We start from the raw sequence: 12,244 nt of genomic DNA on the forward strand, positions 1-12,244 counted from the left end.
TTCCATTTTTACAATTATGAGAGGTTGGAAACCCTCAATTTTGCATCAAACAGAAGAAGTGTGAGATTCATAAAATATATCATTATTGTTTCTATCCTGGTCTCTTGCGGCAGATCGCAAAAGCCTGAAAGGGGTATTTCGGGTGGAGAAAATACAGCTCCGGAGGCCCGAAATGCAGATGACTACCTGTCGGCTTTGGCCGATATGGGCCAGTTTAATGGGGTGGTTGTACTGGAAAATAATGGCAAGATCTTATTGCATAAAGCCTATACTACAGAAAAGTTTCGCTCCGAAAGTCTGGCCGTGGATACCCTTTCACAATTCGATCTGCGCTCGGTGTCCAAGCTTATGGCTAAGGCAGTGCTCTTTCAGCTGGAGAAGGAAGGGAAGCTCGATCTTTCAGCCCCCCTGGCAACCTATCTGGATGGTTTTTCCTTTGGAGACCGTGTTTCAGTGCAGCAACTTATGGATCACCGGTCGGGATTGCCCCGGGAACTGTCAGGTCTTGAGGAAGATCCCATTGACCTGACTGCTTCGGAGGTCATGGAATACGTAAGGAGTCAGTCCCTGGAGTTTGATCCGGGTACCGACACCTTGTATTCGAATCCGGGGTACCAGATCCTGTATTACCTGATCGGTACGATCGAAGGGAAACCGTATCCGGAAGTGCTTCGGGAGCGATTTTTTGATCCTTTACAGATGAATGGCTCCGGAGCTCATTTTTTGGATAAAGACGCAAAATTATCTCATTACGCCTATGGTCATTACCTGAAAAATGATTCTTTAATAAAGGTGGATCCACTGGAGAAGGAAGACATGCAGCTCGGACACTTATTTTCTACCGCCGGGGATATGAGCCGGTTTATGCGATCCCTGAGGTCTTCTCCCCTGGCAGATCGGTTGTCGGAAGATGGGATCATTACCCATTCCGGTGGGAGCAAGGGGAAAAGGGCCTGGGTATCTGCCAATGTAAAGAATGATTTTTCGATCGTTTTCCTGAGCAATATGGATATGCTTCCATTTGAAATGATGACTAAAGATCTGGTGGCCATCATGGAAGGGGATACAGTTGATATTCCCCAACCTGTACAGCGTGAAATGGCCACCATCAACGCCAATATCCTCAAGGCTTATGAAGGTAGGTATGACTTTGTGGATGCCGGGCACCTGGTGCTGGAATTCAGGATTGAGAACGATTCCCTGGTGGCCTATCAAAAGGGGAAGAGGGCCGGGGTGCTTAAGCCTGAAAGTGATTCAATATTCTTTTGGGCCCCGGAAAGCCGGGAGTCTATCGAATTCCGCATGGATAGTCAAGGCGAATTAAAGGCTTATATGGATTTTCAGGGCGTACGCTGGGAAGGAGAAAAGATTCAGGAATAAAGAATCACGATGAATGATGAATGAATCGTATTCCCGAGGTTTTTGAAATCCTGATTTCTTGTGCAGGGGATGACGTTTTAAAATATAGATGAATAATGGGCTCCTTCCCCTGGTCAGGGGAAGGTGGCGCCGGCTCTCGATAGTTATCGAGGAGCCGGGGTCGGAAGGGGTTGTAGATGCAGCTAACGAGAATCAACCCACCCCGTCTCGAGGCTTTGCTTCGATCCACCCTGCCTGCCGCCAGGTAAGGTTTGAGTCTGAGTTTGAGTTTGAGTCTGAGTTTGAGTCTGAGTCTGAGTCTGAGTCTGAGTTTGAGTTTGAGTTTGAGTTTGAGTTCGGTGTGATGATACATGTGAATATCCACGTCTTCGCGAGGAGGACAAAGGCCGACGTGGCGATCTCCTTAAAGGTTTTACGTAGGTTAATCGGGAAAAGCAGAACGGTTTTACCTAACAATATATCGAGTTGGAGACAGGTGTGTTTGGTATTTTTTACTGTGTATCAACTCTATAATATGCTAAGAATTATGGAATACAGAGCTCGCTAAAACATTATCCAAGCTATTCCGTGTCGAATAAATCAATGATTCTAATAAACTATTTTTTTATGTTATCTAAATGCAATATTTACAGGTTGAAACAAATTTCAATTCTCACATTACTTACGTTCACTTCCTGCTCCGAAGATCCGCAAGGGATATTGGATCAGGCCAGGCAAAAGATCAGTACCTCTGAAAATTTCAACTATGAGCTGGTAGCCCTTAATCCGAATCCAATTGGTGAAATTGATACGGTGAAAACCTCTTCATTCTTCAGTAAAAATCCGGAAAGTGTCATTGGGTATGACTTTATAATAAAGAATAAATTTTACGATAATATTTACCAGGAAGGCGAGTTTAAATCGGTAAACCATCGGGATGAGAGTGTTGAGTTTTTTCCTGAAAAGAACCCTGATCTCGTTAAATCTGCCTTCATCAATTCATATTCTATAAGGAATTCCCCCTTGATACTACTTGAAAAGACGGATTGGATCTATGTGAAGGATACCCTAATTGATGGTAATGACCTACTGGATTTCTACCGGATCGAAAATGATAAGGTTGTTGAAGGGAATAAGGTGTACACTGAGCAGCATATTTTTATCAATACCGATTTAAAACTACTGGAGCGATGGGAACGGAGAAATTACTTTAAGGGCAGCCTCAGTCAACGTTTGGTATGTAGCTATTCCGATTATGAACTCGGACCGGGCAAGGAGAAACCAGCCTATACCCCACCTTCAGATTACAAGTCTGTTTTCTACGGTAAGAACAAAGAACGAACACTGTTAGAAGCAGGTCAGGAAGCCCCTTTATTTGAAGAGGTGGATCTGCAGGACAATTCTTTAAGCCTGAAAGAATATCGGGGGAAAAAAATTCTCCTGAACTTTTCGAGCACAGGCTGCGGTCATTGTCACCAGGCGATTAAGTTTATGAATCAGAACGATTTTGAACTTCCCGCTAATATGGAAACCTTCTATATCGCTCCATTCGACAAACAAAAGGATCTTGTAGCCTATTTTGATAAGGTCAAGGTTTCATTTCCTGTGGTTCCGAATGCAGAGAAGATCGGAGAGGCTTACGGTGTATCTTCAACGCCTACTTTTATCCTGATCAATGAGCAAGGTATCATAGATAGCGTTGTGGTAGGCTTCGACAAAGCATTCCTGGAAAGTTTATAAGGTCAAAAAGCAGATTCTACCAGAATAGTAATGAAACGTACTCTTTATTTAATTCTGCTTACACTTACTGTTGTTTCCTGTAGTGCCGATTTACACCCGGTTAAGGTAGGACAACGAGTTCCGGATTTTTCCTTTGATAAGGTGATCGGGGATCAAATAACGTCTCTTAAACTTGATGATCTCAGGGGTAAAACGGTGGTTATTGACTATTGGGCGACCTGGTTCCGGCCATGTATTCCTGCCTTACGTAAACTAGATAGCCTTAAGGGTGTGTATGGAGACGACCTCGCGGTAATAGCAGTCTCTGAAGAAAATACGGATAGACTTCAAAGATTTATGGACCGGACTAATTGGGATATCACCTATGTTTCAGATTCCCTTTCTAAAAAGATGTTTCCTTACCGGGTGATCCCGCATTCTGTAATATTGGATGCGAATGGGGTGGTAAAGGCGATAACCCATCCATCTAATATTGATGCTGAGCTGATCGGGAAGGTGATCTCAGGAGCAGAGGTAGCCCCGGAACTGAAGGATGACTTTTACGTTGACCCTGAGGTAACATCCACGCTGTTAAAACAGGAGTTGAAGAAGGGGTATTCCATCAGCCTTCATTCCTATAAACAACAGCAACGCGGGGGCTACCGATATCACAGGGATCAGGGAGAAATAAATGGTGTAAGTCTCTGGAATAGTACCATCCCCAGGATGTACCAGACCATTTTTGAGGTGGAATCACCAAACCGTATCGTATTTGAAGAAGGATTGAGTTTTGAGGATTTCCCCTATGAACCCGATCATCAATTTAACCTGGAGCTCTACACCGCTCCTGAATACCATGACCAATGGAAGGAACTGGGAGTAGCATTTCTGAATGACTATTTTGATGTGAACGGTAAAATGACTACAGATACCCTGGAGGTATACGAATTAGTGCAAACCAGGGCAATATTAATTCCTTCTGATGCAGATAGGACCGGTGTAACTTTTACGGGGTCTCATTTTGAGGGCAAGGCGATCCCGATGCATAAATTTACCGGATATCTCGAAGGATTTCTGGATAAACCGGTAACAGACCAGACGGGGCTCGGGGGTAAATATGATATACAAATTGACTGGGCATTTGAAGAACAGGGTAGTCTTCAAAAAGCCCTGGATGCTTTGGGTTTAAAACTTCAGGTTAGTGAAAATGCAGTGCCGGTGGAAGTTATAAAAATTTATAAAAAAGCTATTTAAAGGGTCAGGGTCAGGGCTACCGGACAGTGATCGGATCCCATGATATCAGAAAGGATTTCGATCTTTTCTACCTTGTCCAGAAGGGATTCACTAATCAAAAAGTAATCCAGTCGCCACCCGATATTTTTTTTACGGGCACTGAATCGGTAACTCCAGTAGGTATAGGCTACCTCGTCCGGATGGAAGTGGCGGAAGGTATCTACAAAACCGTTCTCGAGAAAGCGGGTCATGCCGTCGATCTCTTTCTGGGTATACCCGGCCGTTTTGTTGTAATTGGATTTATCGTTTTTCAGGTCGATGGCCTGGTGGGCCACGTTCATATCCCCGCACACGATCACCGGCTTTTTCTTTTCCAGGTCTTTGAGATAGGCCAGGAAGTCCAGGTCCCAGGTTTCCCGGTAATCCAGTCGCACCAGGTTTTGTCCCGAGTTGGGTACATAGACATTAACCAGGAAAAAATGTTCGAATTCGGTGCAGATCACCCGACCTTCCTTATCGTGTTCTTCCTTGCCCATATCCTCAGAGGTATGGACGGCTTCGGTTTTGCTTAAAGTAGCGGTGCCTGAATAGCCCTTTTGCTCTGCGGCATTGGCAACGATGTTAAAGTCATCAGCAACCCCGGATAAAGCTTCTTTGGTTTCATCCACCTGGGCCTTGGTTTCCTGCAAGCAAAGTATGTCGGGGTTGAGGTTTTTTACGGTTTCAAAAAAATCCTTTTTAACCACGGCTCGGATGCCATTTACGTTCCAGGTAACGATCTTCATGATGACGACTTTTTAAGTTCACCATAAAGGTATTCAATAAGGACAAAACTCAAATCATATTTAGGTGTTGATTAGTCAAAAAACAACCTCAACAGGGAAGCAAGGAAAGGGAGAACCGTTTCTTTTATGGTGTTTGATATTCGATTTTTTCGACTGTTAAACGTTGTTTTTACCTCTCTCAAGCAATAGACAGCGAGTATCACCTCCAGGCATTCAGAGATTATCCTACTAAAGGCTTTTTGGTGGATTGATACGATTCACTTTGCCAGGGTTCTAACATCTGATTCACCGGTTTTCACCTCATGCTTATTTTTTCTTCCCGGTGAGCACATCAGGAACAAAAACCAGATTCAAAAAATACAGGTTGTTTTTATATCGTTGTCGTATACCGTAGTCAAATGCATATTTGAAATTCATCTGCAGGTGATCTTTCCAGATCCAGTAGCTTACACCAAATCCCAGACTGCTCTTACGGTCGTGAAATGTTGGATCCCAGTAGACATCGTCTCCTTTATCATCTCCAATTTGCCAGTTGTGCCCGCCCTGAATGGATACTTCGAGTCTTTCGGTAAAGTATTGACTGATTCCGTATTCAAGGGAAAACCGGTCACCAGGACGCACATCGGCATCCTCGATCTAGCTGTTGGTCTCATAGGTAAGCCCCAGCATAATGGCACTGGACCTGTCTTCCACGGGATAGAAATATCCATAGCCCTGGAACTGGTGGGTCCAGAACCCCAGCCCAACATTATCATCGCCTCCGGTTTCATATTTCCCGGTGGGGGCGTAGAACCCGTACAGAAAGGTAATATCGGCATTGTCCAAACCCCAGGAAAGTCCGACGGGGGCTACAAACAGATCGCTTATTCCGGAGACTTTGCTATTGGTCCTTCTGGTAAATGTGGTATCTAAAATGGCGCCATTTCGCTCGGTTATAACGGAGACATCAGCCGAAATATAATTCGCGGAAATTCCCGCCATGTACCGGGCTCCTAATATTTCGAAGTTGGAGGCCCAGAATATGGTAGGGATACTCGTAAATGCATCCAGATTGGTGGAAACTTCTATGGGAGGAAGCCCAGGATTTATATTTCCCAGGTTAATACGGTTAAACCCATTTCCGTTTCGGTCTATGTATTTATTGCTGGAGGCAAAGGCATTGTACCATAATACAAAGAGTCCGGGTGGGGGAGTAGCCATATCCCGTACATTCTTAACCACGGGAGCATAATGCCCTCCCTGAACAGGAGATACGACTTGTGCGTATACTGTTGGATGAAAAAATAAAGCCAACGATAAAATCAACACCCACGGGTATCCTATCGGAGTGTTTTGGAATTGGTTTTTTGTTTTCATGACTTATGGTTTCAGGTTATCCGGATAAACCATTACATAAATAAGTCGAATTTAAAGGAAGCTCTAAAGTAAAGAGAAAACGTATGTTAAAAACTGATTGTCATCATAGGTGTATTCAGCGCGAGGGGGCTCCCCGGAGGGTTAATTCATCATGTGGTATTCGTTGGCGGAGATACCCGTATTCTTTTTGAATATCCGGGTGAATTGCCGGGGATATTTAAATACCGGTTCATAGGCGATCTCCTTAAATAAGGTACGAACCTGCCTGCCCGCAGCCATGCAGGCAGGGGTACGGAGGTACGAGGAAACGAGGAGGAAACCGGAAGATTATAGATGATGAATGCTAGGTAATACATTTTATAGTGCCCGTACCCCGTCACCCGTACCTTGTCACTTAGGCTATAATATTTTCGGCTTAACTAATTGGTTGCGAAGTATTTGTGGTATTTTTAAGCTTGAATAGTAGTATTTAAAGTTATGAAGTATCCACGAAGTTTTTCGCATATAGGGCTTAATGTACCCGACATACAAAAAGCAGTCGATTTTTACGCTGAGGTTATGGGCTGGTACGTGATCATGCCACCGACCCTGGTTAAGGAAGAAAGAGAAACCCCGGTGGGGCAAATGTGCATAGATGTGTTCGGGGAAGGGTGGCAGGAATTTATGATCGCCCATATGGCCACCTCAGACGGAATCGGAATCGAGCTGTTTTCTTTTCACCTCAAAGGCCAGGAAGCCCCCGATTTTCAGCCCATGCGAAACGGGCTCTTTCACTTTTGTGTACAGGATCCCGATATCGAAGGGCTCACCCAAAAGATCGTGGCTGCCGGCGGGAAGCAGCGCATGCCCATCCGAAGTTATTATCCGGGCGAAAAACCGTATCAGATGGTCTATGTGGAAGATCCGTTCGGGATCGTTTTCGAGATCTATACCCATAGCTATGAGCTCACGTATTCGTCCGGGGCGTATAGTTAGGGGTTACAGGTGACAGGTTACAGGTTACAGGTTACAGGTTACGGGTTACAGGTTATAAGGGAGAATAGGAGATTGTAGGTTTGCCGTTCGATGGGTTAATTTTAAGTTATAAGTTTTGGTATATTAATACTCCCAAACTCCAACCTACCGTGCTTCGCACAGGCAGGCAAGCTCCAACTCCAACTCAAACTCAAGCTCCAACTCAAACTCCAACCTACCGTGCTTCGCACAGGCAGGCAAGCTCCAACTCAAACTCAAACTCAAACTCCAACCTACCGTGCTTCGCACAGGCAGGATTTCCTCCCTTGAGGGATGGCAAGCTCCAACTCAAACTCAAACTCAAACTCAAACTCCAACCCAAACTCCAACTCCAACTCCAACCCAAACTCCAACTCCAACTCCAACTCCAACTTCAGCTCCAACTCCTGACTGATTCGCCCATCATTTCATATCCTTTCGCTCTCTTTTTCTAATTCTGGGATTTTAAACTTCATCTCTTCGAAATTTTTGTGATTGGTTTTTCCATTGTTACTCAAAGACTTCCAGTTATTTAGTAACTTCATAATGGAGGAGTGTCAAGGAAGGCTTTTTCCTGTGTAACAAATATTACAGCCCTGAAGCAGGGCAACCCTTAATTTTGTTATCACTAGTAATAGTTTAGATAACTATATGGATGAACTTCACGAAATATTGCGTTCTCTTAGAAGACAGCTCAGTTGGCTGATCTCCGGGATATTGTTGGTTACGGTTTTTATTTTTCTCTACAGTTTTAATCCCGGAATGCTCGATTTTTTAAAGTCGCAACCCAAGACATGGGAATTAAAGATCCCCGAGGAGGAATTCGCTGCCGGAGTGATGGATCCGGAAGTGAAATACGGCTATCTGATACTCTCGGAGACATCCAGATGGATAGGTCCGGGAGCCGAAGATCCCGCGATGCATTTTTCCGGGAATAACCTTTCCTGTACCAATTGCCACCTGAAAGGTGGTACCCAGGCCGGGTCCGGTTCCTGGGTGGGTGTTACTGACCGTTATCCGCAGTTTCGCGGACGCGAGAATACAACCGGTACCATTGAAGACCGTATTAACGGGTGTATGGAACGCAGTATGAACGGAAGAAAGCTGCCTGAGGATTCCCGTGAAATGCAGGCTATGGTGACCTATATGGAATGGCTTGGAGAAGGGTTGCCGGAAGAGCGCCTTAAGGAGTTTTCGGGGTACCCTAAAATTAATATTCCCAATGTGGCCGTAGACCTGGAGAAAGGCAAAGCTGTTTACAGTCAGCACTGTGTGATTTGTCATGGGGAGAACGGACAAGGGGCTGCCAAGCCCGATGGCCCCGGATATGTTTATCCGCCCCTATGGGGGAATGACACCTATAACAACGGGGCCGGAATGCACCGGGTAATCACCGCGGCAGAATTTATAAAGTCGAATATGCCTTACCTGGAAGCCACCTGGGAGAATCCTAAGCTCACCGATGAAGAAGCCTATCATGTTGCCGGGTATATCAACAGTTTTGCAAGGCCGGAGAAGTCCAATCTCGAAGCCGATTTCCCGGATAAAAAACTAAAACCGGTTTCCACACCCTACGGACCATGGGCCGATGATTTTTCTCCGGATCAACATAAATTCGGACCTTTCCCGCCGATTATCGAATACTACAAAAAGCAATACCAAATCACGAAATCGAAATGATGCGAAAATATATTTTGAGTACCCTGGTGATCACCCTGTTCAGCTTTTCACTATGGGCTCAAAAAAATGATGAGGTTACACCGCAGAAAGGAACCCTCAGCGGACAATGGAGAACCTATTTCATGAATACCATAAACAAGGGCGAACTGAAGGATTATTACGCCCTGGCCACAGGGGGATATGTGAAATACGAATATCAGTTTTCTTCAGGACTCTATCTGGGAGGGGCGTTATACACCTCCCTGAATACCAATATCCAGGATCTCAACCTTCCTGACCCGATAACCGGCCAGGCGTCACGCTACGAGATTGGCTTGTTTGATATCGAAGATCCGGATGACCGCTGGATCGCTCTTTTGGGGGAAATGTACCTGGGGTATGCTGCAGCAGGACACGATCTTAAGGTAGGGAGAATGAAGGTTAAGAGCACTTTTCTTAATCCGCAGGATGGACGTATGATTCCCACCCTGGTTCAGGGCATTTGGTATCAGTACGGCTCAGCCCAGGGACATAAGTTTCAGATCGGGGTACTGGACAGGATTGCTCCGCGATCGACAGATAAATTTTTTGAAATAGGGGAAAGTATCGGCCTCTATCCCGTTGGCAGGGATATCGCCGGTGAGCCTTCACTCTACCGGGAGAATGTAAATTCAGATTTCGTAATCCTGGCCAACTCCGACCTGAGGATCTCAAAACAGTTCTCTGTGGAACTTTGGGATTTTTATGTGGATAATGTATTTAATAGTTTGTATATCCGTCCCACATATAAGGTAAATCCAAAATGGACCCTACAGGCAGAATGGTTACACCAAAACCGATTGGACAATGGAGGGAATGCCATAGACAGCCTGAGTTATTTCCGCAATAAATTTGCTGATGTGATCGGGGGGAAGGTTGCCTACCGGATCAATAAGACATCATCGGTCTCCCTGGCCTATGACCGTATTACGGGGGCCGGGCGCTTTTTGTTTCCGCGGGAATGGGGACGGGAATTCCTCTTCAGTTTTCAGAAACGGGAACGCAGTGAGGGAACGGCCGGAAATCACGCCCTGGTTGCCTATTTTAATACACAAACCGAGTTTCCCGCCCTGAAAACAAAGGTGCTTTCTACATGGAGTGCAGGACAACACTGGAAAGATGATCCTTTCAACCCGGCCCTGAACAAATATGCCTTTCCGAGCTATGCGCACTTCAATGCAGACCTCTTTTTTGAATTTGAAGGCCTGAAAGGATTCCAGCCTGAATTCCTGGTGACCTATAAGGTGGCTAATGGAGATTTCCCGGACAGCCCGAATTTTATCATGAACAAGGCGGATATGTGGAATATCAACCTGGTGCTTAATTATAATTTTTAGGGAGACAGGGAGACAGGGAGACAGGGAGACAGGGAGACAGGGAGACTGGGAGACCGAGAAACAGGGATACAGGGAAACAGGGAAACAGGGATACAGGTTGGTAAGCGGGAAGAGTTCGTAAAACGGAAAAAAGCCCTTATGAAAACCATAAGGGCCCGGTAATTCCTTCCGTTGAAGGGTTTATTTTGATTTAAACTCTTTTACTGCTTCCCCCAGGTCATAGACTGTATCGCTCCTGAGTCCGTTAAGAATACTGCTTCCTGCTGCACTTCGGTATCCGCCGGCACAATGCACCACAAGCGGTTTCTCCTGAGGAATTTCGTTTACCCTGTCTCTGAGTTCATTCAGAGGAATATTCACTGCATTTTCGAAGATCGGGTTCCCGGCCACCTCACTGGCATTGCGAACATCTACAATCGTATAGTTATCCGGATGCTCCCTGAAGGTTTCCAGTTGGAGCGGTGTGCTTTGTTCCAGATCAATCTTACCATTAAGGGTAATAACCGCTGTGATCAGGGATTCGTACCCGATTTTGGCCACTCGGGCCAGAATCTCATGCCTTCTGTCGGCAGCAGGAATGACCAGGATAAATTTTTCTTCCGGCCTTACGATAGATCCCAGCCATGTTTCCACCTTGTCGTCGATGCCATCAGCCTGGATATTGAAGCTTCCCCTGAGGTGACCTGCTTTAAAATCAGATGCCTTTCGGGTATCAACGATCAACCCTCCGTTGTGTTCCGGGGCATATCCTATGCGAAACGGAATGCCACATAGACTCTTTTCGTAATCGGGAGCCCCTTTTTTATTGATGTCTACATCGTAGCCGAAGTAGGACGGAATAAAAGGCTGATCCTTGAGGATCTCATACACGAATTCCTCCTCGGTCTGCTCCCTGAACGCCCAGTTGCCCTGTCTTTCATTTCCGAGGGTGCTGCTGGCGGCATCACTGAGGTTCTTCCCACATAGCGATCCCGCGCCATGCGCCGGATATACTGTGGTTTCATCAGGGAAATCCCTGAATTTTTCCTGTATGGTATGATACATCATTTTTGCCAGTTCTTCTCTTTTCGCTTTCATATTTCCCGCCTTTTCTCTGAGGTCAGGGCGGCCAACATCTCCGATAAACAGGGTGTCACCGGTAAATAATGCATGGTCTGAACCATCGGTGGCATGTATGGTGATCCCATCCGGCGAATGGCCTGGCGTATGAAGGGCGGTAAAGGTAACCTCTCCCATCGTAAAGCTGTTTCCATCATCGAAGGCCTGGTGCGGATATTCTGCTCCCACCATGGAACTTGTATAAATGGTAGCCCCGGTTTCCTTATGGATCTGAAGGTGACTGCTTATAAAATCGGCATGGGGATGGGTCTCAAAAACGGCAACGATGCGGGCATTATTGCGCTCCGCAAAGTGGTAATAGGGCATAGGATCGCGAGCAGGATCTACCAGTGCGATCTTATCGCCACTAACGATGGCGTAAGAATAATGAGCCAGGGGTTTATCTTCAAATTGCTTAATCTTCATAACCTGTTTTACATTTTAAAATTCATTAGAACTTCGGTCAGGATCCTTCTTTAATTCCGCTACTTCCCAGGTTTACCCTAATCAGGCGGCGCCGGGTTACTAACGGTCAGACCTCAACCGAGGTGCTTTTAAAAGTAGGAATTCTTTCCTCTATTTTCAGTAACATAAGTCACATAAGAGGTCAGGGATAAAGTTCAAAAAATGTAAAGACAAGAGGGTTTCATATCGCTGGCTCAGACA

9 protein-coding genes and 1 pseudogene are annotated in these 12,244 nt (G+C 45.6%); 6 read left to right on the plus strand and 4 right to left on the minus strand.

The features are described from left to right. Nucleotides 1–60: 60 nt before the first annotated feature. The 3 genes from K7R11_RS07360 to K7R11_RS07370 all read left to right on the plus strand — a co-directional run bounded on the left by K7R11_RS07360 (nucleotide 61) and on the right by K7R11_RS07370 (nucleotide 4,332). Nucleotides 61–1,380 carry a serine hydrolase domain-containing protein gene (locus K7R11_RS07360; protein WP_224489891.1) on the plus strand — a complete coding sequence of 440 codons (1,320 nt, stop codon included), beginning with the start codon at nucleotides 61–63 and terminating at the stop codon, nucleotides 1,378–1,380. Between the two features lie 633 nt (nucleotides 1,381–2,013). Beyond that, nucleotides 2,014–3,099, plus strand: coding sequence for a TlpA family protein disulfide reductase (locus K7R11_RS07365; protein ID WP_224489892.1), 1,086 nt, complete (start codon nucleotides 2,014–2,016; stop codon nucleotides 3,097–3,099). Nucleotides 3,100–3,129: 30 nt separating this feature from the next. Beyond that, the gene (locus tag K7R11_RS07370) at nucleotides 3,130–4,332 is read left to right on the plus strand and encodes a TIGR03435 family protein (RefSeq protein WP_224489893.1); all 1,203 of its coding nucleotides are present in this window, start codon (nucleotides 3,130–3,132) and stop codon (nucleotides 4,330–4,332) included. On the opposite strand, the gene K7R11_RS07375 is transcribed toward K7R11_RS07370, so the two are convergent. The 3 genes and pseudogenes from K7R11_RS07375 to K7R11_RS07385 form a co-directional block, all read right to left on the minus strand. Further along, nucleotides 4,329–5,096 carry an exodeoxyribonuclease III gene (locus K7R11_RS07375; RefSeq protein WP_224489894.1) on the minus strand — a complete coding sequence of 256 codons (768 nt, stop codon included), beginning with the start codon at nucleotides 5,094–5,096 and terminating at the stop codon, nucleotides 4,329–4,331. The two genes, K7R11_RS07370 and K7R11_RS07375, sit on opposite strands and share 4 nt — an antisense overlap. A gap of 306 nt (nucleotides 5,097–5,402) precedes the next feature. Then, nucleotides 5,403–6,452 (minus strand): annotated as a pseudogene (locus K7R11_RS07380) (SphA family protein). A gap of 141 nt (nucleotides 6,453–6,593) precedes the next feature. Further along, on the minus strand, nucleotides 6,594–6,731 hold the full coding sequence (locus K7R11_RS07385) for a hypothetical protein (protein WP_224489895.1): 138 nt from the start codon (nucleotides 6,729–6,731) through the stop codon (nucleotides 6,594–6,596). Nucleotides 6,732–6,929: 198 nt separating this feature from the next. On the opposite strand from K7R11_RS07385, the gene K7R11_RS07390 reads away from it, so the two are divergent. The 3 genes from K7R11_RS07390 to K7R11_RS07400 all read left to right on the plus strand — a co-directional run bounded on the left by K7R11_RS07390 (nucleotide 6,930) and on the right by K7R11_RS07400 (nucleotide 10,480). Next, nucleotides 6,930–7,427, plus strand: a complete 498-nt coding sequence (locus K7R11_RS07390; RefSeq protein ID WP_224489896.1) for a lactoylglutathione lyase family protein — start codon at nucleotides 6,930–6,932, stop codon at nucleotides 7,425–7,427. Nucleotides 7,428–8,096: 669 nt separating this feature from the next. Next, nucleotides 8,097–9,125: a c-type cytochrome gene (locus K7R11_RS07395; RefSeq protein WP_224489897.1), complete on the plus strand. Its 1,029-nt coding sequence runs from the start codon at nucleotides 8,097–8,099 to the stop codon at nucleotides 9,123–9,125. After that, nucleotides 9,122–10,480, plus strand: a complete 1,359-nt coding sequence (locus K7R11_RS07400; RefSeq protein ID WP_224489898.1) for an OprD family outer membrane porin — start codon at nucleotides 9,122–9,124, stop codon at nucleotides 10,478–10,480. Before K7R11_RS07395 ends, K7R11_RS07400 begins: the two co-directional genes overlap by 4 nt. Nucleotides 10,481–10,660: 180 nt before the next feature. Here the strand turns inward: K7R11_RS07400 and K7R11_RS07405 are convergent, their stop codons facing one another. Beyond that, on the minus strand, nucleotides 10,661–12,004 hold the full coding sequence (locus K7R11_RS07405) for an MBL fold metallo-hydrolase (RefSeq protein ID WP_224489899.1): 1,344 nt from the start codon (nucleotides 12,002–12,004) through the stop codon (nucleotides 10,661–10,663). Between the last annotated feature and the right edge of the window lie 240 nt (nucleotides 12,005–12,244).

Origin of the sequence: Robertkochia flava (assembly GCF_020166515.1) — a bacterium.
GTDB lineage: Bacteria > Bacteroidota > Bacteroidia > Flavobacteriales > Flavobacteriaceae > Robertkochia > Robertkochia flava.